Origin of the sequence: Mesorhizobium sp. CA16, assembly GCF_020165175.1 — a bacterium.
In the GTDB taxonomy this organism is placed as follows: Bacteria; Pseudomonadota; Alphaproteobacteria; order Rhizobiales; family Rhizobiaceae; genus Mesorhizobium.
Window position 1 is genome coordinate 117,228 of the sequence record NZ_JAIUHP010000013.1, and the last position, 25,841, is coordinate 143,068.

21 protein-coding genes and 1 tRNA gene are annotated in these 25,841 nt (G+C 64.1%); 11 read left to right on the plus strand and 11 right to left on the minus strand.

Features of this window, described 5'->3' with window-relative positions; genetic code table 11:
• Nucleotides 1-22: 22 nt before the first annotated feature.
• Complete coding sequence (locus LB525_RS18945; protein WP_224545786.1) at nt 23-1,651, minus strand: fatty-acid--CoA ligase; 1,629 nt, start codon at nt 1,649-1,651, stop codon at nt 23-25.
• Nucleotides 1,652-1,840: 189 nt separating this feature from the next.
• Between LB525_RS18945 and LB525_RS18950 the strand changes: the two genes are divergently transcribed.
• On the plus strand, nt 1,841-2,197 hold the full coding sequence (locus LB525_RS18950; protein WP_224545788.1) for a hypothetical protein: 357 nt from the start codon (nt 1,841-1,843) through the stop codon (nt 2,195-2,197).
• 204 nt (nt 2,198-2,401) lie between these two features.
• On the plus strand, nt 2,402-2,791 hold the full coding sequence (locus LB525_RS18955; RefSeq protein WP_095766800.1) for a DUF427 domain-containing protein: 390 nt from the start codon (nt 2,402-2,404) through the stop codon (nt 2,789-2,791).
• 83 nt (nt 2,792-2,874) lie between these two features.
• Here the strand turns inward: LB525_RS18955 and LB525_RS18960 are convergent, their stop codons facing one another.
• The 4 genes from LB525_RS18960 to ppdK form a co-directional block, all read right to left on the minus strand.
• Nucleotides 2,875-3,612, minus strand: a complete 738-nt coding sequence (locus LB525_RS18960; protein ID WP_095766799.1) for a polysaccharide deacetylase family protein — start codon at nt 3,610-3,612, stop codon at nt 2,875-2,877.
• Nucleotides 3,613-3,747: 135 nt separating this feature from the next.
• Nucleotides 3,748-4,848 carry a glycosyltransferase family 9 protein gene (locus LB525_RS18965; RefSeq protein ID WP_224545790.1) on the minus strand — a complete coding sequence of 367 codons (1,101 nt, stop codon included), beginning with the start codon at nt 4,846-4,848 and terminating at the stop codon, nt 3,748-3,750.
• A gap of 310 nt (nt 4,849-5,158) precedes the next feature.
• Nucleotides 5,159-6,262: a glycosyltransferase family 9 protein gene (locus LB525_RS18970; protein WP_224545792.1), complete on the minus strand. Its 1,104-nt coding sequence runs from the start codon at nt 6,260-6,262 to the stop codon at nt 5,159-5,161.
• Between the two features lie 119 nt (nt 6,263-6,381).
• Nucleotides 6,382-9,066 carry a pyruvate, phosphate dikinase gene (gene ppdK / locus LB525_RS18975; protein ID WP_224545794.1) on the minus strand — a complete coding sequence of 895 codons (2,685 nt, stop codon included), beginning with the start codon at nt 9,064-9,066 and terminating at the stop codon, nt 6,382-6,384.
• 214 nt (nt 9,067-9,280) lie between these two features.
• On the opposite strand from ppdK, the gene LB525_RS18980 reads away from it, so the two are divergent.
• From LB525_RS18980 to LB525_RS19000, 5 genes are all read left to right on the plus strand, one after another.
• On the plus strand, nt 9,281-9,625 hold the full coding sequence (locus LB525_RS18980) for a VOC family protein (protein ID WP_224545796.1): 345 nt from the start codon (nt 9,281-9,283) through the stop codon (nt 9,623-9,625).
• A 199-nt stretch (nt 9,626-9,824) separates the two neighbouring features.
• Nucleotides 9,825-11,249, plus strand: coding sequence for a phosphomannomutase (locus LB525_RS18985; protein ID WP_224545798.1), 1,425 nt, complete (start codon nt 9,825-9,827; stop codon nt 11,247-11,249).
• Nucleotides 11,250-11,348: 99 nt separating this feature from the next.
• On the plus strand, nt 11,349-12,332 hold the full coding sequence (gene gmd / locus LB525_RS18990; protein ID WP_224545800.1) for a GDP-mannose 4,6-dehydratase: 984 nt from the start codon (nt 11,349-11,351) through the stop codon (nt 12,330-12,332).
• Nucleotides 12,333-12,427: 95 nt separating this feature from the next.
• A complete protein-coding gene (locus LB525_RS18995; protein WP_224526323.1) occupies nt 12,428-13,384 on the plus strand; it encodes an NAD-dependent epimerase/dehydratase family protein in 957 nt (318 codons plus the stop codon).
• Nucleotides 13,385-13,615: 231 nt separating this feature from the next.
• Nucleotides 13,616-13,690: transfer RNA gene (locus tag LB525_RS19000), tRNA-Gln, on the plus strand.
• Nucleotides 13,691-13,776: 86 nt separating this feature from the next.
• Here the strand turns inward: LB525_RS19000 and LB525_RS19005 are convergent.
• Entirely contained in the window at nt 13,777-14,286 is a 510-nt protein-coding gene (locus LB525_RS19005) for an anthrone oxygenase family protein (protein ID WP_224545810.1), read from the minus strand.
• Nucleotides 14,287-14,535: 249 nt separating this feature from the next.
• Between LB525_RS19005 and LB525_RS19010 the strand changes: the two genes are divergently transcribed.
• A complete protein-coding gene (locus LB525_RS19010; protein WP_224545813.1) occupies nt 14,536-16,248 on the plus strand; it encodes an HAD family hydrolase in 1,713 nt (570 codons plus the stop codon).
• Between the two features lie 32 nt (nt 16,249-16,280).
• Here the strand turns inward: LB525_RS19010 and smc are convergent, their stop codons facing one another.
• The 3 genes from smc to LB525_RS19025 form a co-directional block, all read right to left on the minus strand.
• Nucleotides 16,281-19,739, minus strand: a complete 3,459-nt coding sequence (smc, locus tag LB525_RS19015; RefSeq protein WP_224545815.1) for a chromosome segregation protein SMC — start codon at nt 19,737-19,739, stop codon at nt 16,281-16,283.
• Between the two features lie 63 nt (nt 19,740-19,802).
• On the minus strand, nt 19,803-20,549 hold the full coding sequence (locus LB525_RS19020) for a DsbA family protein (RefSeq protein ID WP_140847337.1): 747 nt from the start codon (nt 20,547-20,549) through the stop codon (nt 19,803-19,805).
• Nucleotides 20,550-20,703: 154 nt separating this feature from the next.
• A complete protein-coding gene (locus LB525_RS19025) occupies nt 20,704-21,213 on the minus strand; it encodes a DUF721 domain-containing protein (protein ID WP_224545819.1) in 510 nt (169 codons plus the stop codon).
• Nucleotides 21,214-21,245: 32 nt separating this feature from the next.
• On the opposite strand from LB525_RS19025, the gene mutY reads away from it, so the two are divergent.
• Both mutY and LB525_RS19035 read left to right on the plus strand, forming a co-directional pair.
• A complete protein-coding gene (gene mutY / locus LB525_RS19030) occupies nt 21,246-22,400 on the plus strand; it encodes an A/G-specific adenine glycosylase (protein ID WP_224545822.1) in 1,155 nt (384 codons plus the stop codon).
• Nucleotides 22,401-22,410: 10 nt separating this feature from the next.
• Complete coding sequence (locus tag LB525_RS19035) at nt 22,411-23,022, plus strand: HAD family hydrolase (protein ID WP_224545824.1); 612 nt, start codon at nt 22,411-22,413, stop codon at nt 23,020-23,022.
• A 51-nt stretch (nt 23,023-23,073) separates the two neighbouring features.
• Here the strand turns inward: LB525_RS19035 and LB525_RS19040 are convergent, their stop codons facing one another.
• Complete coding sequence (locus LB525_RS19040) at nt 23,074-24,207, minus strand: site-specific DNA-methyltransferase (protein ID WP_224545835.1); 1,134 nt, start codon at nt 24,205-24,207, stop codon at nt 23,074-23,076.
• A 173-nt stretch (nt 24,208-24,380) separates the two neighbouring features.
• Here LB525_RS19040 and LB525_RS19045 point away from each other — a divergent pair, with 173 nt between their 5' ends.
• Nucleotides 24,381-25,070 carry an HAD family hydrolase gene (locus tag LB525_RS19045; protein WP_140847323.1) on the plus strand — a complete coding sequence of 230 codons (690 nt, stop codon included), beginning with the start codon at nt 24,381-24,383 and terminating at the stop codon, nt 25,068-25,070.
• Between the two features lie 25 nt (nt 25,071-25,095).
• Here LB525_RS19045 and LB525_RS19050 read toward each other — a convergent pair whose 3' ends face one another.
• Nucleotides 25,096-25,839, minus strand: a complete 744-nt coding sequence (locus tag LB525_RS19050) for a hypothetical protein (RefSeq protein WP_224545837.1) — start codon at nt 25,837-25,839, stop codon at nt 25,096-25,098.
• Nucleotides 25,840-25,841 lie beyond the last annotated feature (2 nt).

A 25,841-nucleotide genomic window follows, 5' to 3' on the forward strand; every position in this document is an offset into this window, starting at 1 on the left:
CCGAAAGATCGAACATTTTTCGTCAATCCGTCGGCAGGCGGTAATCCTTGAACTGGGCACGCAAACTGGTCTTCTGGATCTTGCCGGTGGCGGTGTGCGGAATTTCGCCGACGAAGGCGACGTCGTCGGGCATCCACCACTTCGCCACCTTGCCGTTCATGAAGGCGAGGATGTCGGTCTTGGTCGGCTCCTTGCCGGGCTTGCGCACGACGACGAGCAAAGGCCGCTCGCCCCATTTGGAATGCGGGATGCCGATGGCCGCTGCCTCCGCAACGTCCGGATGGCCGACGGCAAGGTTCTCGAGATCGATGGTCGATATCCACTCGCCGCCGGACTTGATGACGTCCTTGGCGCGATCGGTGATCTGCATATAGCCGCTGGCGTTGATATGGGCGACGTCGCCGGTGTCGAACCAGCCGTCGGCGTCGAACTGCTCGGCGCCGGCGCCGCCATAATATGCTCGGGCCACCGCGGGGCCGCGCACCTTGAGATGTCCGAAGGTCTTGCCGTCCCAGGGCAGCGCGTTGTTGTCGTCGTCTGTCACTTTCATCTCGACGCCGAAGGGGGGAAAACCCTGCTTCCCCTGCACGTCAAGCCGCGCCTCGCCGGTCAGCGCCTCATATTGCGGCTTCAAGGTGCAGAGGGTGCCCAGCGGCGACATCTCGGTCATGCCCCAGGCATGCACCACCTGCACGCCGTAATTGTCCTGGAACTTGGCGGTTATGGCGCGCGGACAGGACGCCCCGCCGATGACGACCTTCTTCAGATAAGGCAGCTCCTTTCCCGTCTCCTCCAGATATTGCAGCAGCATCATCCAGACGGTGGGCACGGCGGCGCTGAACGTCACCTTTTCGGTGTCGAGCAGCTCATAGATCGAGGCGCCGTCCATCTTGCAGCCCGGCATCACCAGCTTGGCGCCGATCATCGGCCCGCTCTGGCCGAGCCCCCAGGCATTGGCGTGAAACATCGGCACGACCGGCAGGATCACGTCTCGGGTGGACATGCCCATGGCGTCGGGCATGGCGGCCATCAAGGCGTGAAGGACATTGGAGCGGTGGCTGTAGAGAACGCCCTTCGGGTCGCCCGTCGTGCCCGACGTGTAGCACATGCCGGCGGCGGTATTCTCGTCGAACGTCTTCCAGGTGAAGGCGCCGTCGGCTTCGGCCAGCCATTCCTCGTAAGCGACGGCGTTCGGCAGCGACGTTTGCGGCATATGCGCCAGGTCGGTCAGCACGATAACCCGTCGCAGCGATCGGACCGCGCCGGCGATCTTTTCCAGGATCGGCACGAAGGTCAGGTCGACGAAGATCGCCTTGTCCTCGGCGTTGTTCATGATCCAGGCGATCTGCTCAGGAAAAAGCCTCGGGTTGAGCGTGTGATAGATCGCGCCGATGCCCATGATGCCGTACCAGGCCTCGATATGGCGGGCGGTGTTCCAGGCAAGGGTCGCGATGCGGTCGCCGAGCCTGAAGCCGTCACGCTCCAGCCGTTGCGCCACCTTGAGCGAACGGTGATGGATTTCGGCATAGCTGGTGCGCACGATCGGGCCTTCGATCGAACGCGACACGACCTCCCGGCTGCCGTGCTGGCGTTCCGCATGGTCGAGCAGCTTATGGCAAAGCAGCGGCCATTCCTGCATCAATCCAAGCATCAATTCCTCCCTTTGCGCATTCGCGTCATTTGTTTCACGCATTGTGAAACGAACCGGCGGTTTGTCCAGCCGCCATAAGTCGAAGCCAGTGGATGGATCGAAGGACCGGGAAAACCGCCATAATCCGGCCATCGTCGCCGTTAAGCTTCGTTAACGGGCTGGGTGAGATTGGCGAATGGAGAGATTCGCATGGACCCGCAGCTCGACGAAAAAGCCCTCGAAAGCACGCTTGCCGAAAGTCTGGACGATCTGACGCCGGACATCAAAACCGTTTCCGAAGATGAATTTGCCGAAGTCGTCGGCGGTGCGCTGGAGGCCGTCGGCGGAACGCTGCTGTTCAAGATGCGCGTTGAAAACGGCGCCGAGGGCGAGCATGTCGCCGCGGCCTGCATCGGCAACGCCGACAATCGTCAGTTCCTGCTGCTCACGCTGCCGACCACCGGCGGCGCGCTGAAGGTCGAGACGGCGGCGAGAAGCACCAATCCGGTCGCGGGCATTGCCGCCGCCTATGCCGGCCTCATGGACGCCTTCAAGACGGCCGCCTGACGACCGGAAGCAGACGTTCAATGAATGGTGATGACGCCAAGCGTGACGCGCGCTTGCGCGACCCGCCTGCCCGACACATGTAAGTCTCCCCTGAGAACGTTTCACCGTTTCGCGGAAACAACGAAACGCTCTCTCTTTGTTTGACGCAATTCCGGACGGAAAACCGCTTCGCACTTTTTCTAGAATTGCTCCAGGAGACCATTCATGGACAAGCTTGCCAATCCAGCCCCCGGCTTCCAGCGCAACCCGGACAAGGTGATCACCGTCGAACCTTATCGCGGCACCGTCACGGTCCGGGCCGGCGACAGGATCATCGCCACATCGACTGCGGCAAAGGTTCTCTCGGAGCCACCTTACCCGGCCGTCTTCTACATCCCGTTCGACGATATCGATTTCGGCAAGCTCACCCCGACCGACCATTCGACACATTGCCCATACAAGGGCGATGCCAGCTACTGGAGCGTCCAGCCGGCCGGCGAAGCCGGCGAGAACGCGATGTGGGCTTATGAGCATCCGTTCGACGAAATGGTCGAGATCCGCAATCACGGCGCGTTCTACACGAACAAGGTGACGGTCGAAGCCACGCCGGACTGAGCCGTAAAGAGAGGGGCGCTTAGGTCGATCTCGGAATGATGTGGCCGCCAAAATTCAGCGGTCGCCACCCTCGCGCCGCGCTCTCAATCGGTGGTGCCGTCATTGCCGACGCCCTCGGCATCGTCGAGGCGCACGAAGGTCATGCCCTTCTGCTTCAAGGCCAGCAAGCCCTGAACCACGCCCTCGCCGGCGGCATGGGTCGGCTGGTTGATGTGGGCGATGATGACATCGCCGTCCTTGGCGGCGCCGATGCGGCGCGCCGTTTCCTTCGCGCCGAGCAGCGAACCGCCGTCGCCATTGACCGAGAAGCCTGCGATCTTGAAGCCCAGCCTGCGGATCATGGCGATCGCCGAGGGACTGTATTCGGCGGTGGCGCCGCGAAACCATTTTGCCGCAGGGCCGCCCGCGCCGGCCAGGGCGGCGGCGCCGGATTCAACCTCGGCCTGCACGGCGTCCGGGCTGCCGGCGCTGCGGATGCCGAAGATTTTCCGCGGCGTATCGACCGCCGGAACGTGGCGGCCGCCGTGATTTTCCAGCTCGAACAGGTCGGGATGCGCCCGCATGATCTCGACGGCCTCGGCATTGCGCTTCAGCCAGATGCCGGTAACGAAGATCGTCGCTGGTATCCTGTTGTCGACAAGCGCCGAAAGTATCCTTGTGTCAGTCGTTCCGCCGCAGGCATCGAGCGTCAAGGCGACGCGACCGCCGCCTTCAACGCCCTGCGGCTTCAGATGCAGCGTCGGTTCGAGCAGCGTCGCGGCATTGCCCGCCGACGCCGCGAACAGCGCCATCGCGCAAAGGGAGTTTCGAAGCAGACCCATCATTCATTCCAAACCGGCACGCTCGGCATCATCCTGCGCGCCGCGTCAAAAACTTGTCTCTAGAAGACCGGCATCTAGGCGAAAATCGGGACGGCAAACAGCGTAAAAACAGCAATCGCGAAAATTTGCTTTCGCTTATACCGCTGCTTCCAGAGGCATCTCGGTTCGGGCCAGCAACTGGAGCGCTGCCTCGACGACCGCGTCGACCTCCAGACGCCAAACGCAGCATGCCTTGTTGGGGTCGGGCCGTTCGCACAGGTCGCCACCGACGCAGTCACAAGGCATGGACGGGCATACCGCGACGCTCGGCGCGCCGACTGGCCCCCAGTGGATCGGGCTCTGCAGGCCGAACAGGCCGACGACGGGGGTGCCGACCGCGGCAGCCATGTGCATGGGGCCGCTGTCGTTGCCGAGAAACAGCCGCGCCTGCTTGAACAGCGCCGGCAACGTTTCGAGCGGGAGCGCCCCGACCAGGTTGACGATCGGCGTCTTCGCAGTCGCCAGAATCTTCTCGGCCACCTCGTTCTCGTCCGGGCCGCCGACCAGGGCGACGTCGAGACCGGTTTCGGCCGCTATCCGATCGATTGCGGCGGCAAAGCGCTCGGGCTGCCAGCGGCGCCCAGGGAAGCTTGCCCCGGCATGCACCGCGACAAAGGCGTTCGGCCGAAGGTGCAGCTTGTCCAGCAGCGCCAAGGCTTTCGTCGTCTCGAACGGCAGCGGCCGGAAGGCGGGAGCCCGCGCGCGCAAGTCCACGCCAAGTGCCTCCAGCGGGGAAAGATAACGATAGAGAAAGTGCTGCTCGCCATACCCGAACGGCTTGGCCTTCACATTGGCAGGTTGGCGCGCAAACCAACCCAGGGGCCTTTCGGACGGGTGATATCCCACGCGAACCCGTGCGCCGACCAGCCCCAAGATGAACCGCGACGTCTTGGTGTCGGTGATGTCGATGGCCATGTCGAAATGGTAGCGGCGCAACTTAAAGAGCGTGAGAACGAGTTCCTGCAGGCGTAGCAGCGGCGTGCCGCGCATATGGGAACGGCGGAAGGCCACAACCTCCGAGGCGATGCCGTTGGCGGTGAGGAGACCGCCGAAGCGGGCGTCGCAGAGGAAGACGATGCGGGCGTCGGAATATTCGAGCTGCAGGTTCTTCGCCAGCGCGGAGGCAAGAACGAGATCGCCAATGTGCTTCGTCTGCAAGATCAGGATCGAGCGGACTGCAAAGGGAGCCCGCAACATCGGTGTCTGAGCTCCGGACAGACCGGAGTTCGCGAAGCTGGGTTGAGATGTCGACATGTGGAACCATCAGGCGCATTTTCACGTGATCTTATACAAGACGACACGGTCGCGGACCATCGGACTCTCGCGCGCGGATAGAGCGTTTCACCGTTTCTCGGAAACCGCGGAGAATGCGCTATTTCGTCGTCTTTGACGCAATTCCGGACGCAAGGCCAAGGCGAAGTCCCAGGACCTGACCGTTTCACACTTTTTCCTGGCTTGCGCAAAGCGGGGGACGCGGCCGGCGGGCGGTCCGCAATTCCAGCAAATGTCAGACCGCGGCTTCCAGGACCATCTGGGTGCGCGCCAGGAGTTCCAGCGCCGCGTCCACCACCGGATCGACTTCCAGGCGCCAGACGCAGCATGCCTTGCTCGGGTCGGTTCGGCGGCACAGATCGCCCCCGATGCAGTCGCAAGGCATCGATGGCCGCAACGAAATGCTGGGCACGCCGACCGGCGCCCAAAGGACCGGGTTGGTCAGGCCGAACAGGCCGACGACCGGCGTTCCGGCCGCTGCTGCCATATGCATCGGTCCGCTTTCGTTGCCGAGAAACAGCCGCGCCTCCCTGAGCAGCGCCAGCAGCATTTCCAGCCGCAGCGTGCCCGCCAGGTTGACGACGGGCGTCTTCGCCGCGGCCATGATCCTGTCGGTCGCCTCAACCTCGTCCGGACCGCCGACCAGGACCACGCGCAGGCCGGTTTCGCGGACGATCCTGTCGATTGTCTCGGCAAAGCGTTCCGGCTGCCAGCGCCGCCCCGCGAAGCTTGCTCCGGCATGGACCGCAACAAAAGCGTTTGGCTGGATCTGGTGCCTGGCGAGCAAGGCCAGGACGCGCGTCGTCTCGAAGGGCAGCGGCCGGATGGCCGGCGCCCTGACGCGCAGATCGATGCCCAGCGCCTCCAGCGGAGACAAATAACGGTAGAGATAGTGCTTCTTGCCGAATCCGAACGGCTTCATCCTGACGTTGGCGGGTTGACGCTCGTGCCAGCGCAAAGGCCGCTCCGTCGGAAAATAGCCGACCCTGACCGGAGCGTTGACCAGTCCGGAAATGATCCGCGAGGTCTTGGAATCTGTGATGTCGACGGTCATATCGAAGCGGTGCTGCCGCAACGTGCGCACCATCCGGAAGAGCTCGCGCCCTCGCTCGAGCGGCGAGCCACGCATCTTGGCACGGCTGAAGGGGACGACCTCGGAAGCTATGCCATGGGCAGTCAGGAAGCCGGCGAAATGGGCTTCGCAGAGAAACACGATCCTGACGCCCGGATATTGAAGCTGCAGGTTCTTCGCCAACGCCGAGGCAAGCACGATGTCGCCAATGAACTTGGTCTGCAGGATTAGGATCGATCGGTAAACGGATGGGGAAATCTGCAACATGGGTTTTCCGACACAAATAAATTCGGTGTCGAAAAGTCGCTTGGAACGGTGTCGAGATTCAGGGCCGTCACGCGCACGTTCGCGTGACATTGCATACAAAACCGTAAGGTGTCGGGATGTCAGGCGCGTTTTGTCGCGCCCTTCGCTGCCGCCACGGCCGCCTGCGCGGCGGCCAGCCTGGCGATCGGCACGCGGTAGGGCGAGCACGACACATAGTCGAGGCCGACTTCCTCACAGAAGCGGATCGAGGCCGGGTCGCCGCCATGCTCGCCGCAGATGCCGAGCTTGATGCCCGGCCGCGTCGCCTTGCCCTTTTCGGCCGCGATCCGCACCAGCTCGCCGACGCCGTCAATGTCGAGCGACACGAACGGATCCTGTTCGATGATGCCCTTCTGCCGGTAGGTTTCGAGGAAGGACGCCGCATCGTCGCGCGAGATGCCGAACGTGGTCTGCGTGAGATCATTGGTGCCGAAGGAGAAGAATTCGGCCGCTTCGGCAATGACATGCGCGCGGATCGCCGCGCGCGGCAATTCGATCATCGTGCCGGTCAGATAGTCGATCTTGGTGCCGGTCTCCTGCATGACGCTTTGCGCGACCGCATCGATGCGCGCCTTAACGTATTGCAGCTCCTTCACCAGGCCGACCAGCGGCACCATGATCTCCGGCACGACCAGCGCGCCGGCCTTGTGGCCGGCCTCGACCGCCGCCTCGAAGATGGCGCGCGCCTGCATCTCGGCGATCTCGGGATAGGAGACGGCGAGCCGGCAGCCGCGATGGCCCAGCATCGGGTTGAATTCGTGCAGCGCTTCCGTACGCTGCCTGAGCTTGTCGGCCGACACGTTCATGGCGGAGGCGACCTCGGCGAGCTCGGCCTCGGTCTTCGGCAGGAATTCGTGCAGCGGCGGGTCGAGCAGACGGATCGTCACCGGCAGGCCGGCCATGATCTCGAACAGCTCGAGAAAGTCCGAGCGCTGCATGGGCAAGAGCTTGTCCAAGGCCGCACGCCTGTCCTTCTCGGTGTCGGCCAGGATCATCTCGCGCATGGCGACGATACGGTCGCCATCGAAGAACATGTGCTCGGTACGGCAAAGCCCGATGCCCTCGGCGCCGAAAGAGCGCGCCATGCGGGCGTCGAGCGGCGTTTCGGCGTTGGTGCGCACCTTCATGCGGCGCGCGGCGTCGGCCCATTCCATGATGGCGGCGAAATCGCCCGACAGCTCCGGCTGCAGCATGGCGACCGCCCCTTTGAGCACCTGGCCGTTGCCGCCATCGATAGTGATGATGTCGCCTTTGCGGAAAGTCTGGCCCATCGAGAGCAGCGTGCCGGCCTTGTAGTCGACACGCAGCGAGCCGGCGCCGGACACGCAGGGCTTGCCCATGCCGCGTGCCACCACCGCGGCGTGGCTGGTCATGCCGCCGCGCGTGGTGAGGATGCCTTCGGCGGCATGCATGCCGTGGATGTCCTCCGGGCTGGTTTCGATGCGCACCAGGATTACCTTGCGGCCTTGCGCCCTGGCGTCCTCGGCATCGCTGGAGGAAAAAACGATCTCGCCGGTGGCGGCGCCGGGCGACGCCGGCAGGCCCATGCCTATGACATCGCGCGCGGCATTCGGGTCGATGGTCGGATGGAGCAGTTGATCGAGCGAGGCCGGATCGATGCGGGCGACCGCCTCCTCCCTGGTGATCAGCCCATCCTTGGCCATCTCGACGGCAATCTTCAGCGCAGCTTTGGCGGTGCGCTTGCCGGAGCGGGTTTGCAACATCCACAATTTGCCGCGTTCGATGGTGAATTCGAGATCCTGCATGTCGCGGTAGTGCTTTTCCAGCCGGTCGGAGATGTCGACGAAAGCCTGGAAGGCGTCAGGCATAAGCTTCTGCAGTGACGGCTTGTCGGAGCCGGCGGCGATGCGCGCCGCCTCGGTGATGTTCTGCGGCGTGCGGATGCCGGCCACCACGTCCTCGCCCTGGGCATTGACCAGGAATTCGCCGTAGAGCTGCCTCTCGCCGGTCGAGGGATTGCGCGTGAAGGCGACGCCGGTCGCGGACGTGTCGCCCATATTTCCGAATACCATGGCCTGGACGTTGACGGCGGTGCCCCAGCTTTCCGGGATGTCGTGCAGGCGCCGGTAGGTGATCGCGCGGTTGTTCATCCAGCTCGAGAACACGGCGCCGATCGCGCCCCAGAGCTGTTCCTGCGGATCTTGCGGGAACGGCTTGCCGAGCTCTTCCTCAACCTTGGCCTTGTAGAGCGAAATCACGCCTTGCCATTCCTGGGCCGACAGGCCGGTGTCGAGCTCATGGCCGAGACTGGCTTTCTGGTCCTCGAGGATCTCCTCGAACACTTCGTGGTCCAGGCCCATGACGACGTCGGAATACATCTGGATGAAGCGGCGGTAGCTGTCATAGGCGAAACGCGCATCACCGGAATCGGCGGCCAAAGCCTCGACGGTCTCGTCGTTGAGGCCAAGATTGAGCACAGTATCCATCATGCCGGGCATCGAGGCGCGAGCACCGGAGCGCACGGAGACCAGAAGCAGCTTCGACGGATCGCCGAAGCGGCGGCCGGTAATCCGGCCGATATGGTCGAGAGCGGAGACGACATCCGTCTCAAGCCCGCTGGGATAGGTGCGGCCGTTGGCGTAATAGGCGTTGCAGACCTCCGTGGTGATGGTGAAACCGGGCGGCACCGGCAGCCCAAGGCTGCACATCTCGGCCAGATTGGCACCCTTGCCGCCGAGAAGGTTGCGGTCGCCGGCACGGCCCTCGGCGGCGCCGTCGCCGAAGGTGTAAACCCACTTGGTCATGCTTGCCCTCCAGTTCGTGGAAGATAGAAACATCCGGATGATGGCCGTTTCCCGCCTTCCCCGCTCCGAGCGATAGGATGCTGCACTGCGAAAGGCAAGGCACCGGCAAGCAACCACTGCGGCTACAATCGATTAAGCAAAAGCTGCGTCAAAAAGACTTGCTGGAGGGAAACGACCGATATAGAACATAACGGGAACGCAGTGGAGTAGCGTGATGAAACTCAATGGAAAACTCGACTATCTTGAACTGCCGGCGACGGGCGGCACGCTGGACAGCGTAAAATCTTTCTACAGCGCCGCCTTTTCATGGTCGTTCACCGACTACGGTCCGACTTACGCAGCCTTTGCCGAAGGCCTCGACGGCGGCTTTCAGGCAGATGCCGGCGAAGCGCCGGCCAAGCCGCTTCCGGTCATCTACTCCGAAAATCTCGAGGAAACGCTGGACGCGGTCGAGAGTGCCGGCGGCACCATCGTCAAGCCGATCTTTTCTTTCCCGGGCGGCAGGCGGTTCCACTTCACTGATCCGGCCGGCAACGAACTGGCCGTTTGGGGACATTAGAGCGCTTCACCGTTTTACTGAAACGGTAAACCGCTCTAACTCTTTGATTTACGCAATTCCGGACGGAAAGCCGCTCACACTTTTCCTGGAATTGCTCCAGGAAAGACGCGGATTTCGAGTTGTTTTTGATGTTGACAGCCGGGGGCAGCCGGGCTCATTCCGTTGAGCGGCGGCAATCTTCCAATAGCAAAGCAGACTGATGAAATTCGGCTCAAGCGGCGTTCGGGGTTTGGCTTCCGAATTGGTGGGAAGGCCAAGCGGACTTTATACCGAGGGTTTCGCCCGGCGCTTGCGGTCGACCGGATTTCAGCATGGCAAGGTCTTCGTCGGGCACGATTTGCGCGACAGCAGTCCAACGATTGCCGAAGACTGCATGGCAGCATTGGCCGCGGCCGGCTTCCAGCCGGTCGATTGCGGTCCCATCCCCACGCCCGCGCTCGCCTTTTACGCCCGCCTGCATGGCGCTGCGGCGCTTATGGTGACGGGGTCGCATATTCCCGCCGACCGCAACGGCATCAAATTCTATGGGCCGAGGGGCGAGATCGACAAGGCGGACGAGGCCGCCATCACCAGTCACGTTGCGGAACTGTCGGATCGATATCCCTGGCCTCCGGCCCATGCGAACCGGCAAGCCGGCCATGAACAGGCGCTCGCGGCCTTTCGAGATCGTGTCGATGGCATTCTGCCCCCTGGCGCCCTTTCCGGAATGAAGCTCGGCGTCTACCAGCACAGCACGGTTGCGGCGGAGTTGCTGGTCGAGGTCCTGCGGTCCTACGGCGCCGAGGTGATCCCCGTCGGGAAAACGGAAACCTTCGTGCCCGTCGATACGGAGGCCGTCGGCCAGGAAACGATGGCGAGGGTGCAAGGCTGGGTGCGCGAATTCGAATTCGACGCGGTGCTCTCGGCCGACGCCGATGCCGATCGTCCGCTTGTCATCGACGACAGTGGCGAACTGTTCCGCGGCGACCTGATCGGGCTGGCCACGGCGCTGTTCCTTAAGGCCGACATTGTGGTGACGCCGATCACCTCCAATTCAGGCATCTCCGATGCTTTCGGATTCGGCGTCAGGAGAACGAAGGTCGGATCCCCTTTCGTCATAGCGGAAATGGAGGCCGCGCGGCAGGCAGGCGGCATTATCGTCGGCTTCGAAGCCAATGGCGGGGTTCTTCTGGGGTCGGACTGCGTGGTGAACGGCAAGATCTTGTCGGCGTTGCCGACACGGGATTCATTTTTGCCGATCCTGGCGGTGCTAGGCACGATGGCATCGTCCGGAAAATCGCTTTCCGGCCTGCGCCAAACCTGGAGCCTTCCGGTCTGCGCCAGCGAACGGCTCGAGAACTTCCCTGTCGAGAAATCGCGCGGCTTGATGCGAAAGCTCGCCGACCGTGATGCTTTGCAACACTTCCTTGCCCCCTTCGGCAGCGTCTTGGACGTCGATGAGACCGATGGTCTCAGGGCACGGATGACCAGCGGCGAGATCATCCATCTGCGGCCTTCCGGCAACGCTCCCGAATTTCGGTGCTATGCCGAGGCCGCCAGCCATGACAGGGCGAGCGAGATTGTGGCAATGGCGCTGGAACGAGCGCGCGACACCACACTGGCAGATGAATCAGAAGCCGTATAACGAAGATGGAGCCGGCGATCGCCGCAGGCTTGGGGCGCGGCCCGCTCTACAATAACGGGGACTCGTGCCCCACGTCTCGCTCGAGCCCTGAGAGCATCGATGACAAGAACGGCGTTGATAACCGGCATTACGGGGCAGGATGGCGCCTATCTGGCCCAGCTCCTGCTTTCGAAGGGTTACCGAGTCCACGGGCTGGCGCGGCGGTCGAGCACAGCCGACGTCAACACCATGCGCCTGAAATGGCTGGGGATCGAAAACGATGTGCGGATCGTGGACGGCAACCTGACGGACTTGTCGGGTCTTAGTCGAACCATGCGCGACGTAAGACCGGACGAGGTCTACAACCTGGCCGCACAGTCTTTCGTCAGATCCTCGTGGCAGCAGCCGATCCTGACAGGCAACGTCACCGGTATCGGCGTCACCAATGTTCTCGAGGCGCTGCGTCTCGAGAACCCCGAAGCGCGTTTCTACCAGGCGTCGTCGTCGGAGATGTACGGCCTTATCCAGGAGCCGGTGCAGTCGGAGACCACGCCTTTCCATCCCCGCTCTCCCTATGCGGTGGCGAAGGTCTATGGTCACTGGATCACCGTCAATTATCGCGAGAGCTTCGGCCTGCACGCTTCGAGCGGCATCCTGTTCAATCACGAATCGCCGCTTCGCGGCATCGAATTCGTGACACGCAAAGTCACGGACGCCGTCGCGCGCATCAAGAAGGGCATGGCCAAGGAACTGCGCCTGGGCAACATCGACGCCAAGCGCGACTGGGGCCACTCCAGGGACTATGTCCGCGCCATGTGGCTGATGCTGCAGCAGGATCAGCCCGACGACTATGTGGTCGCCACCGGCAGGACGACGACGGTGCGCGATATGTGCAGGATCGCGTTCGAGCATGTCGGGCTGGAGATGGATGACCATCTTGTCATCGATCCCGACCTGTTCAGGCCGGCGGAAGTCGAAATCCTTCGCGGCAATCCGGCCAAGGCCAAGGCGAAGCTCGGATGGGAAGCGACGATCTCCCTGGAGGATATGATCCGCGAAATGGTGGACGCCGATCTGGCGCGCCACTCGGCTGCCAGGAATTGAAAGGAAGCTCTTGCATCAACAGGTCGATGACTTGACGCACCGTCTTCCGTCACGCATCCGCATGCGGACAATTCGTCGTGGTCCGTGAGGCCGGCATGCGCGTTTTGATAACCGGCGCCAACGGTTTCGTCGGGCCCTATGTGGGCGACGCGCTGCGCAGGATTTGCGGCCGCGAAATTGTCATTGCCGCGACCTCCAAGGATGGTGGACCGCATCCCGCCTTCGGCCAGGTCGAAGAACTGGACGTGACCGATCCGGCCGCCGTCCATGATGCCATTGCCCGTCACCAGCCCACCCATGTCATTCACATGGCGGCGGTCGCGGCCCTGGGTGCCGCCCAGGCCGATCCCCGCAACACATGGCGCATTCATGTGGACGGCGCGCTCAACGTGGCCCATGCCATCCTCGACAAAGCACCGGACTGCTGGCTGGTTCATGTCGGATCGGGCCTGGTCTATGGCGAAAGCGCCAAGACCGGACGCCCGCTCGACGAAGGCACGCTGCTTGCTCCGATCGACGACTACGCCGTGACCAAGGCCGCGGCCGACCTCGCGCTCGGCGCGCTTTCGCGCCAGGGATTGAAGTGTGTCCGAATGCGCCCGTTCAACCATACGGGCCCGGGCCAGACCGAGGCATTTGCCGTGCCGGCCTTCGCCATGCAGATCGCCCGGATCGAAGCGGGCCTGGCTCCGCCGGTGATCCGCGTCGGCAATCTCGATGCGAGGCGCGATTTCCTGGATGCGCGCGACATCGCCAACGCCTATGCGCGCGCGGTTCTGAAGAGCCGCGATCTTGCGCCGAACGCCATTTTCAACCTTGCGTCCGGCCTCTCCTGGCGGATGGGAGACATCCTCGATCGGCTGCTGGCCCGCAGCAGCGTCAAGATCGTCACGGAGCAGGATCCGCTGCGGCTGCGGCCGAGCGATCTGCCATGCATCGTCGGCGATGCGACCCGCGCCCGGACCCTGCTCGGCTGGGCGCCCGAGCATCCCTTCGAGGATACGCTTGCGGCCGTCCTGGAGGATTGCCGCGCGCGCGTGGCCCAGGCCTAGGCAAGGATGCATCGCCTGCGTCCCTGAACGCGGAGCTGAGCCGCTCCCGCGCCCGCACCGCCCGAAGCTGGCGCGCGGCGTGTGCGGCTTACGATCCACCGCCGGCGATCGGGCGACGAACTGGCGGAAATGGCGGCCCCGCGTCACTGCCGATTTTAGTTGATCTCCCGGCATTGAGCTTTGCGTCGCCTCGTCCTATAAGGCCGCGCGCAGCGCGGCATGCCCGCCTGCTGGGGCGTCGCCAAGTGGTAAGGCATCGGTTTTTGGTACCGACATTCCCAGGTTCGAATCCTGGCGCCCCAGCCAACCTCCACATCAACGCCAAGCTCGAACGGACGATCGGCCAAGGCGTTTGAAGCATCGCGTGGTTTGACCGGAAAGCCGGTCGGACATCAGGCGCCTTGAATGGCGATTGCGGTGGTGAGCAGGATCAGACTCAGCATCGCCAGTGCCGCGCGGATAACATGCGACAGTTCCCAGCGGTTGCGCAGCGCCGTCCACTCCTGCGCTGGTGGGAGCGGAGCTCCGTCGCTGCCTTCAGTCGCGAAGAAGCGCTTGGCCGGCGCGTTCAATTCCACGTCTTGCAGCCAGTGCTTGTTGACCGGCTGGGTCATGAACCAGAAGACAAACTGCATGGCGAGGAGCGCGATCAAGGCGCCGGCGATCAGCCAGACATGGAGCGCACCGCTCGACGTCAGCATCAGCGCAAAAGTCGCGAGGATCCCACCGATCTCCGCGATGCCGCCTCCAATCGTGAAACCCGGGTAGTAGATGCGTTGGACAACGAAATACTCTGGCCTGCCGAGTCGCAACTTGCCCGGCAGCTCCAGCGCGTGGGCGAGCGCCATGGCCATCGCACCGGCCACAAGGACGACGGTCAGGACCTCCAGAAAGACATACATCGGATCGGCCTCTCACTCCAGCTCGAGCGCTTGTGCGGGAGCAACCTCGTCAAGACCGAACGTGATCCTGCCGACCGGGTTCCCATCGGCGTACGCTCCAATTCGGCTGGGCGGCGCGCTGTATGGGCCGTGAGCTGGGCGAAACACAGCGATCGTTTCGACGCCAACCATCGGCCTAAACCTTTTCCGCCGACAGGCGTTGTTCGTTCCAGACGGACCGACAAACACCGTTCGGAGAGGTTTCAACCGATGTATTTCATGGCATTGGCCACCGATTATGATGGCACGCTGGCGCATGATGGCCTGGTCGCGGCCAGCACGATCTCGGCGCTGGAGAAGCTGAAGAAGTCCGGGCGCAAGCTGATCCTGGTCACCGGGCGGGAACTGCCCGATCTCAAGGAGGTGTTTCCCGAACTTTCCCTGTTCGACAAGGTGGTCGCCGAAAACGGCGCGCTGGTCTACACGCCGGCCAGCGAGGAAGAGCGCACGATCGCCCCCTCGCCTTCCGCGGATCTTGTCGACAGGCTCAAGAAGCGCGGCGTGAAGCCGCTGTCCGTCGGCCGCTCGATCGTCGCCACCTGGGAGCCGCACCAAGCCACCGTGCTCGACGTCATCAAGCAGCTTGGGCTGGAGCTGGAGATCATCTTCAACAAGGGCGCGGTTATGATCCTGCCTTCCGGCATCAACAAGGCGACCGGCTTGGCGGCGGCGCTCGACGACCTGAAGCTGTCGCCGCACAATGTCGTGGCCGTCGGCGACGCCGAAAACGACCACGCCTTCCTCAGGGCTTCGGGCTGCAGCGTCGCGGTGGCCAATGCGCTGCCCGCCGTCAAGGAAACCGCCGACCTCGTCACTAAGGAAACGCGCGGCAAGGGCGTCGAGGAGCTGATCCGCAGGCTGGTCAAGCACGATCATCTGCTGGCTAAAAAACGCTTGCGCGGCGTGCTGCTCGGGACCTCACGCGGCAAGGACATCTACTTGTCGCCGATGGAAACAGTGCTGATCGCCGGCAGCTCGGGCATCGGCAAATCGACCTTGGCCACGGCGCTCACCGAGCGGCTGGTCGAAAAGGGTTTGCAATTCTGCATTTTCGACCCCGAGGGCGACTATGACGGACTGAAAGGCGCGGTGCCGCTCGGCAACGGCTCGACTGCACCGAACAAGGAACAGTTGCTGGAATTAATCGAGAAACCGCAGACCAATATCGTGGTCAACGGCCTGGCGTTGAAGGTCGATGAGAGGCCCGATTTCTTCGCTGAATTGCTGCCGGGCCTCGGCAATGTCCGCTATCGCACGGCAAGGCCGCACTGGCTGATCATCGACGAGGCGCATCATTTGATGCCCAAGCGACGTGGGGATACGCGATCCGTGCTTTCGATCGAGCTACCCGGCACAGTGCTGATTACTGTCCATCCGGAAGCGATCTCGACCGATGCGCTCGGCCTGGTGACGGCGGTGATTGCGCTTGGGCCCAAGGCGAAGGGCGTGATCAAGACCTTCTGCAAGGAAACGGGGCTCCAGGCTCCAAAGAGCATTCCGTTGCCCAAGGGCGACCGGGTACTGTTCTGGCGGCCGCACGACGGCAAGAAGCCGATCACGGTAAAGGCAATCGAGCCGGACCAGTCGCTGAAGCGCCACAGCCGCAAATATGCCGAAGGCGAGCTCGACGAGGCAGGCAGCTTCTACTTCACCGGTCCGAGGAAGGCGATGAACCTCAGGGCCCACAATCTCATTATCTTCGCGCAGATGGCGGAAGGCATCGACGACAAGACATGGGAATACCATCTGCGCGCCGGCGACTATTCCAAATGGTTCCGCCAACAGATCAGGGACAAGGACCTCGCCCGAGAAACGGCTGAGGCGGAGAAGAACAAGACATTGTCGGCCGACGAGAGCCGCAAGCTGGTGATCGACGCCGTGCGCCGCCGCTATACGGCGCCTGCTACGGCTGCGGAGAAGTAGAGCAGGTTCGCCGGCCTGAACCGGCCGAGCTTTCAGCTCGCCTCGCGCATCGCTTCGGCAGCCTGCAGATCGACCGAGACCAGCTGGCTGACGCCCTGCTCGGCCATGGTGACGCCGAACAGCCGGTCCATGCGCGCCATGGTGATGGGGTTGTGGGTGATGATGACGAAGCGCGTCTCGGTGGTCTTCGACATCTCGTCCATCAAATTGCAGAAGCGCTCGACATTGTGATCGTCGAGCGGCGCGTCGACCTCGTCGAGCACGCAAATCGGCGCGGGGTTGGTGAGGAACACCGCGAAGATCAGCGACATCGCCGTCAGCGCCTGCTCGCCGCCGGAAAGCAGCGTCATAGTCTGCGGCTTCTTGCCGGGCGGGCGGGCGAGGATTTCCAGCCCCGCCTCCAGCGGATCCTCCGACTCGACCAACTGCAGCTCGGCCGTGCCGCCGCCGAAGAGATGCGAGAACAGCCGCTGGAAGTGGCCGTTGACCACCTCGAAGGCCGACAGCAGCCGCTCGCGGCCCTCGCGGTTGAGGCTCTGGATTGCCTGGCGCAGCTTGCGGATCGCCTCGATGATGTCCTCGCGCTCGGAAACGATGGTTTCCAGCCTGTCGGACAGTTCCTTCTGCTCCTCCTCGGCGCGCAGGTTCACGGCGCCGAGCCGCTCGCGCTCGATCTTCAGCCGGTCGAGCTGGCGTTCGATTTCGGCCATGTCGGGCATCGGATCGTCGGCTTCGAGGCCGGTATGCTTGATGACCAGATGTGGCGGCGTGTTCAGCGCCTCCTGGATGCGCGCCTCGACCTCGGCGCGGCGTTCATCCGCCGCGGTCAGCCGCTCCTCGGCGCGAACGCGGGTTTCGCGCGATTCGGCGAGCGACTGGATGGCAGCGGTGGCCGCCTTGTCGAGCTCCGCCTGCTTGTTTTCCGCCTCCTGCAGGCGGTCGCCGGCAGCCTTGCGCAGCGCCTCGGCCTCGGAAAGCTGCGTCAGCAGGGCACGGCGCTTGGCGTCGATCTCGTCGGGCGCATCGGCCAGCCGCTCGCGCTCGGCTTCGGCTTCTGCCTTGCGCTCGCCAAGGGCGGCGATCTGCGTCGAGGCATTTTCGGCGCGCTCCACCCAGTTTTTGCGCTCGGCGCCGATGGCGTCCAGCCGGCGCATGCGCGTCTCAGCCTCGCGCCGCAGCCCTTCATGCACGGCGCGTGCATCGGCAAGCGTGGCGCGGTCGCGCGAGACGTTGGCGGAAGCCTGTTCGAGCTGAAGCTGCAGGTCGCCGAGATCGGGCGCGTCCTTCAGCATCTCCTCGGCTTCGAGGAAGGAGGCCTGCGTCTCCTCGTGGCTGTCAACGATGCGAGCGCGTGCCTCTTCTAGCGCGGCGCGCCGGCTCAACAGCTCGCCGCCAGCCTTCTCGGCCTCGGCCAGCGCGTTACGCGCGGCATCCAGCGCATGCTGGGCATCGCGGCCGGCCTGGCGCGCATTGCGCTCGGCCTCACTTGCCAGGCGCATCCCCTGCTCGGCGCGAGCCAGCGCTTCCTCGGCCTCGCGCACGACGCGCGTCGCCTGCACGGCTTCGGCGTCGAGCTCGGCCAGGCGGTTCTTCTGCGCCAGCCGCTGCGCGGCGGCGGTCGGGGCATCGGCGCTCGCCGTCAGGCCGTCCCAGCGCCAGAGCGCGCCGTCGCGGCTGACCAGCCGCTGGCCGGGCGCAAGCTGGGCCTGAATACGACGGCCGTCGGCGCCGTCGACGATGCCGATCTGCGCGAGGCGGCGGGCAAGCTGCGGCGGCGCGCGCACGGCGCTGGCAAGGCTCTTCACGCCTTCAGGCAGCGCCGCATCGCCGGGCTGCACCGCGCTTTCGCCCCAATGCACCGGGGCGCTGCGGTCGAGCGGGACGTCGAGATCCTCGCCGAGGGCCGCGCCAAGCGCGGTTTCATAGCCGCGCTCGACATTGATCTGCTCCAGCACGGACGGAAAGAGATCGCCGCTGGCGGCATTGAGGATCTTCGCCAGCGTGCGCGCTTCGGTCTCGATGCGCGCCAGTTCGGCCCTTGCATCCTGCAGCGGTGGGCGAGCGGCGCTTTCGGCCGCGCGAGCCTCGGCGACGGCCTGCTCGGCGGAAATGGCGCCGGCCTCGCTCTCTTCCAGCCGAGCCAGCGCGTCCTCGACCAGCAGGCGCTTTTCGGCCGGATCGGGCAGGCCGGAAATCCGCGCGACGATATCGGACAGCTCGCGGTCGACCTCGGCAAGCTGGCGGGCGAAGCGGTCGCGGCGTTCGGCGGTCTCGCGCAGCGTGCGCTCGATCTGGTGGCGCGAGGCAGCCGCCTCGGCGCGCTCGGCGGTCAGCGCGGCAAGTTTTGCCTCGCTTTGCGAGAGCGTCGCGCCGGCCTGCTCGAAGGCGGCGCGCGTGGTCGCCTCGCGCTCGGCAGCACCTGCATTTTCCGAGTTGAGCTCGGCTTCCTCGGTGCGCAGGCGCTCGAGGATGTCGGCATTGTCGCGCACCATCCGCTCCTCGCGGGCGATGTCGGCGTCGAGCTGCTGCAGCCGGCGTTCGAGCTCGGTCTGGCGGGCGCGAATGCGGCCGGCCTCTTCCTCGATCTGGGTCTTGGCGATCGACAGGCGCTGGAAGGCGGCGGCGGCGGCGGCTTCGGCGTCGCGAAGATCCGGCAGCCGGTGCGCGGCGATGCCCTGCTCCCTGGCCGCCGCCATCTGGGCGGCTGCGCGGTCGCCGACCAGCGTGGTGGCGACGGCAAGTGCTGAACGCGCCTCGCCTTCCTGCGTCTTGGCCAGCGTCCAGCGCAGATGCAAGAGCGTTGCCTCGGCCTTGCGGATATCGGCCGAGAGATTCTTGAAGCGCGAGGCCTGGCGCGCCTGGCGCTTCAGGTTCTCGATCTGGCCCTCCAGCTCGCCGACGACGTCGTCCAACCGCTCGAGATTCTGCTCGGCACCCTTCAGTCTGAGCTCGGCCTCATGCCGGCGCGTATGCAGGCCGGAGATGCCGGCGGCTTCTTCGAGCAGCGCGCGACGGGCCTGGGGCTTGGCCTGGATCAGCTCGCCGATGCGGCCCTGCCCGACCATCGAGGGCGAGCGCGCGCCGGTCGACTGGTCGGCGAACAGAAGCTGCACGTCCTTGGCGCGCGCTTCCTTGCCGTTGATGCGGTAGAGCGAGCCCGCCTCGCGCTCGATGCGGCGCGACACCTGCAATTCATCGGCATCGTTGAAGGCGGCGGGTGCCGTGCGGTCGGTGTTGTCGAGGAAAAGCGTGACTTCGGCGGTGTTGCGCGCCGGCCGGGCACCGGAGCCCGAGAAGATCACGTCGTCCATGCCGGACGCGCGCATGTTCTTATAGGAGCTTTCGCCCATCACCCAGCGCAGCGCTTCGACGAGGTTCGACTTGCCGCAGCCGTTCGGCCCGACAATGCCGGTCAGCCCGCGTTCGATGACGAACTCGCCGGGCTCCACGAAGGACTTGAAACCAAGGAGGCGAAGGCGCGAAAACTTCATTCGCGCCGCCCAACACTACAGGGGTGCGCGCCGAAGCCGGACCGCTTCGGCGCGGCCTGGATGTCAGAGCAGAGGGTCGATGATGGCCGACATTTCCTCAATCGACATCGCCCCTTTGTAGGTCTTTCCATTGATGAAGAAGGTCGGCGTCGAGTCGACCTTGAACTCGTCCGCTCCGCGTTTCTGGACTGCTCTCACATCGTCCAGAAGTTTCTGGTCCGTCAAGCAGGACTCAAAGGACTCCTGTGTAAAACCGGCGAGCTTCGAGATCTGCAGCAGCGCTTCCTTGGTGTTGCTGACGCCAACCCAGCTCGGCTGCTGCTTGAACAGCACGTCGACCATGGCGAAGTAATTATCCTTCGAGCAGCGCGCCAGCATGAAGCCGGCCTCAGCGCTCGGGTCGAATGGAAATTCGCGCAGGATGTAACGGACCTTGCCGGTGTCGATGTATTTCGACTTCAACTGAGGGAAGGTGGTGTCGTTGAAATGCGCGCAATGCGGGCAGGTCATCGATGCGTATTCGACGATTGTGACCTTGGCGTCGTCCTTGCCGAGCTGCTTGTCGGGCAGCGCGCCGGGCTTCAGCAGCTCCGCCATGTCGACGGTGCCCTGCGCCTCGGGCACCTGGGCCGCCGCCGGCGTCGCGGCCGGCTTGGCAGGCGTCGACGGGTTGGCCGGCTTCACATCGGCGGCCTTGGCCTCCTCGCCGGAGTCGCTGCACGCTGCAAGCAGCGCCACCGCAGGAACAGCAGCCAGCGTGGTCAGAAGGTTTCTGCGAGACAGACTTTTGCCAAACGGGGCACGGTTCATGCGAATCACCTGATATCGGTTGGATTTTGCAATGCAAGGGCTAGAAAAGGCGAGAGTTGGCGCGAATTAAGGCATCGCGATCCCCAATCTAATCGGGAAACTTGATCACAAGCATCACGAATGCGCGAGATCGGTAACGCATTCATGACGCTTCTTACGACCCTTTGGGCTTCCTTTCACCCATAATTGTGGCGCCGAGCCGCTCCAGCGAACCGCGCAGGCCGTCGTCCTCGATCTTGCCGACCATGCGCGAAAGCTTCGATTTCTCCGCCTCGCTCAAAGGCCGCGGCGCCGGCTTTGGGCGCGCCTTTTGCGAAAGCACCGGTTTTTGCAGAATCTTGATGCGGCCGACCGCATTGAAACCCAGGAAGGCGTTGACGCGATTGATCACCTCGCCGGCCTCGTGCTGCAGATGCAGCGCCGCCATGCCCTCGCAGGCGATGATCAATGTCGCCGGCTCGAACGGGTCGTCCTCATGCAGCCGGCGCGGCCACTGGATCTTTTCCGGCCGCGAGTAGGCAGCAAGGCGCGGTCCGGCGATCTCTTCCCAGGACTGTACCAACCCTATCGAGATGCCGGCGCGCTTCTTCAGCACCGGATCGAGGATCTCGGTCGCGAGATCGCTGACCGGAACGGGATTGCCGAAGGGCCTTTTCCCTGCCATGTGCGTTCTCCAGTCCCCAGTTCATCCGATCAATGGCACCACTAAACCAGACCCGCAAGGCATCACAGCAGGCCGCATCCGGCGACGCGGGATCCGGAGATGCCAGCAAAGCTGGATCCCGGGATATCGGGGCCCGCCTGCTTGCCTGGTATGATGCGCATCATCGTGACCTGCCCTGGCGTGTGACGCCAAGCGCGTTTGCGCGAGGCGCAAGGCCCGACCCCTATCGCGTTTGGTTGTCCGAGGTGATGCTGCAACAGACCACGGTCGAGGCGGTAAAAGCCTATTTCCGCAATTTCGTCGAGAAATGGCCGACGGTCGAGGCGCTGGCGGCGGCACCCGCCGAGGACGTGATGAAGGCCTGGGCCGGGCTCGGCTATTACTCAAGGGCGCGCAACCTGAAGGCCTGCGCCGACCTCGTGGCGCTGCGAGGCGGCCGTTTTCCCGACACCGAGGCGGGCCTGCGCGAATTGCCCGGCATTGGTGCCTACACCGCGGCGGCGATCGCGGCGATCGCCTTCGATCGGCCGGCGGCGGTCGTCGACGGCAATGTCGAGCGGGTCGTGGCCCGGCTCTATTCGATCGAGACGCCGCTTAGCGAAGCCAAACCGCAAATCCGCGCCCTGGTGGAAAAGCTGGTCCCGCAAACGCGGCCCGGCGATTTCGCCCAGGCGATGATGGATCTCGGCGCGACGATCTGCACGCCGAAGCGACCGCGCTGCATGCTGTGCCCGGTGCGCGAGGATTGCAGCGCCATTCTCAGCGGCGATCCGGAACGCTTTCCGGTCCGCCTGCCGAAAGACGACAAGCCGCTGCGCAAGGGTGCCGCCTTCGTCGCCGAGCGCGACGACGGCGCCATCCTCTTGCGCAAGCGGCCCGATAAGGGCCTACTCGGCGGCATGACGGAGGTGCCGACCACCGCCTGGACCGCCAGGGTGGATGGCGCGACGACGGCGGATGCCGCGCCTTTTCCCGCCGATTGGCGGCGCGCCGGGCAGATCGGCCACGTCTTCACCCATTTCGCTCTCGAGCTCGAAATCTTCCATGCCCACGTCAAGCGCGATGCGCCGGCGGGGCATTTCTGGTCGGTGGCCCATGAAATTTCGGGGGAAGCGCTGCCCACCGTCATGAAAAAGGTAATCGAGACGGCCATACCGGGCGCGACCAAAAAGCAGCACCCGCATTGAAAGGACCGCAATGACCGAAATCCGCCATATCGTCTTCGACATCGGCAAGGTGCTTATCCATTATGATCCGGACATTCCATTCAGCCGCCTGATCCCCGATGCCGAGGAGCGGAGGTGGTTCTTCGACAATGTCTGCACCAGCGCCTGGAACATCGAGCAGGATCGCGGGCGGACATGGGAAGAGGCCGAGGCGGCGCTGATCGCCGAACATCCCGACCACGCCGAGAACATCCGCAACTTCCGCCGCCACTGGCACGATATGGTGCCGCATGCCTATGACGACAGCGTCGCGCTGCTCGAGGGCCTGATCGATGACGGCCGCGACGTGACCCTGCTCACCAACTGGGCGTCGGACACATTCCGCGAGGCTCGCGCCCGTTTTCCGTTCCTTGAAAAGCCGCGCGGCATCACGGTCTCCGGCGACATCGGCCTGATCAAGCCGGACCGCGCCATCTACGATTATCACGTCGCTTCGTTCGGGCTCGATCCGGCGGCTTCGCTATTCATCGACGACAGCCAGAAGAATGTCGACGGCGCCAAGGCCGCCAGCTGGCAGGCGGTGCTGTTCACCGACGCCGAGACGCTTAAAGCAGACCTTGAGCGGCTGGGGATTGCTGCCTGATCTGAATCGCTTGCGGCGATCCGTTGATGTTTTGGTTCAGCTTCAGGCGAATCAGCCCCCTGCCCGCTCCATGCCGAGGCGGGCGATGCGGCGCAGCTCGTCGATCGGGGTCAAGCCGCCGCTGCGCTCATAGTGCCAGAAGGTCCAGCCATTGCAGGCATCCAGCCCCTGCACCTCGGCGCCGATCTTGTGGATGGAGCCGGCGCTGTCGCCGATGGCCAGCGTGCCGTCGGCGCGCACTTTGGCCGCCCAGCGCTTCTTGGCGTCGTAGAGCGTCGCGCCCGGGGCCACCAGGCCATTGTCGAGCAGGCTGATGAAGGCGACGCGCGGTTCGGCGCGCTTGCCGGACAGCACGGTGAGATCGGCGCTTTCCAGGGGCCGTACCGCGGCGATGCGCTCATTGGCGGCATCGATATAGGCTTGCTCGCGCTCGATGCCGACAAAGTGGCGGCCCAGGCGCTTGGCGACGGCGCCGGTGGTGCCGGAACCGAAGAAGGGATCGAGCACGACGTCGCCCGGCTTGGTCGAGGCCATCATGATGCGGGCAAGCAAGGCCTCCGGCTTCTGCGTCGGATGCAGCTTGTTGCCATTCTCGTCCTTGAGCCGCTCGCCGCCGGTGCAGATCGGGAACAGCCAGTCGGAGCGCATCTGCAGGTCGTCGTTCGAGGCTTTCAGGGACTCGTAATTGAAGGTGTAGCCCTTGGCCTTCTGGTCTCGAGAGGCCCAGATCATCGTCTCATGCGCGTTCTGGAAGCGCCGGCCACGGAAATTCGGCATCGGGTTGGTCTTGCGCCAGACGATGTCGTTCAGGATCCAGAAGCCGAGATCCTGCATGCGGGCGCCGACGCGGAAGATGTTGTGATAGGAGCCGATGACCCAGATGGTGCCGCTGGGCTTCAGCACGCGGCGCGCCGCGAGCAGCCAGGCACGTGTAAAGGCGTCATAGGCCTCGAAACTCTCGAACTGGTCCCAGTCGTCGTCGACGGCGTCGACCTTGGACTGGTCGGGCCGGTGCAGGTCGCCGTCGAGCTGCAGATTATAGGGCGGGTCGGCGAAGATGATGTCGATCGACTTTTCCGGCAGGCGGTCAAGCGCGGCGACGCAATCGCCTTTCAGGATGGTATCCAGCCATTCGGACCGCTGGGGAGCGTGGGAAAGCTCGTCGAGAAGACGCATGGCAGACATCAAAACACCCAAAGCACGCGTTACGGTTTACTGACTGTTATGGTTACCGATCAGCGTAAACATTCAGTGAAGGCTCCAGACGCTTGCTCGGTTTGCGAAGAGCGGCCTGTTGGTGTATGCCGCACCGCTTGGGCCAGCCATGCCACGCTCCCCTTCTCAACGTCCGGATTGCCATGCCCCAGCCAGACCTTGTCATCTTCGATTGCGACGGCGTGCTCGTCGATTCCGAAATCATTGCCGCGCGCATCGATGCCGAGCTTCTGACGTCGGCCGGATTCGAGATTTCGGCCGAGGAGCTTGCCGAGACCTATGCCGGCCTGACCTTCAAGGACATCATGTTGCGGGTCGAGGAGAAGTCGCGGATCCCGTTCCAGGCCTCGCTGATCGACCGCGAGGAGGAACTCGTCGACCGCAAGCTGCGCGCAGACGTGCGCATCATCGACGGCGCCCGCGAGGCGGTGGCGGCCGTAACCGCGCCGCGCGCCGTCTGCTCCAATTCACGCACTGAGCGGGTCGAATTCATGCTGGAGAAGGTGCGGCTGCTGCCGTTCTTCGCCGGCCGCATCTTTTCGGGCCTCGATATTCCCAGCAAGAAGACCAAGCCGGCGCCGGACGTGTTTCTCTACGCCGCCGAAAAGCTCGGCGCCAAGCCGAAGAACACTTTCGTGATCGAGGATTCCGTGCACGGCATCGCCGGCGCCAGGGCCGCCGGCATGCGCGTCATCGGCTTCACCGGCGCCGGGCACAGCTATCCGGGCCATGCCGATGCGCTGACCGAGGCCGGCGCCGAAACGGTCATCCGGCGCTGGGCGGAGCTCAACAGCACGATCGCGGCGCTGTCGGAGTGGTCGGAAGACGCTTGAGGATCGTTCGAATCCTGGCCCTTGCTCAGTTGGTCGCCGGAGCGCGCTTCTTCCTCTTGCCTTTCGGCTTGTCCGCCGAGGCGACCGGCGTGTTCTCGTCATAGCCGGCATAGGCCTGGTAGTCGCGCGCGGTCGGCTCCGGCACCACGACATTGCTGTCGACGAAGACGAATTGGGTAGCGGCCGATGGGTCGGTAACCTGCACCTGGTACGGATGCAGCTGCGAATAAAGCACCTCGTCGCCATGCTGAACTGCGATGCGGATCGGCATGGTGACGGTGCCGGGCGCAAACATCGGCCCCGGCACGATCTTGCCGGCGACGGCTATCTTCATCGACATCTGGCCGTTGGCATGGGTGCAATCGCGCGTCACGTCGGTGATCGACGCCTGGTAGATAATCTTCGACGGATCGTGAGCGGGATCGATCGGCTGGCCGTTGGGTCCGGTCTGTGCGGCCGCGGCGGCTGCCTCGGCCTCGGCGTCGGCCGCGGCGTCAACCTTCTTTTTCTTGGGCTTCGCCGTCGTGCCCTTGGCATAGGTGTTGAAATAGGCAGTGCCGTCGCGCAGCGTCACCTTCGGACAATAGGCTCGCAGCTGGCTGGCAAGGATCTTGGGATCCTGCGGCGGCGGCGGCGCGACGGGATCCTTCTTGGTTAAACCAAAGTTAAGAATACCATTGTCGCTCGATTGGCAGCCGGCGGCGGCAAGCATAAAGCCGGTGAGCGCCAGACCCGCGACAAAACGACGGTTGACCGAATAAAACGCCATGA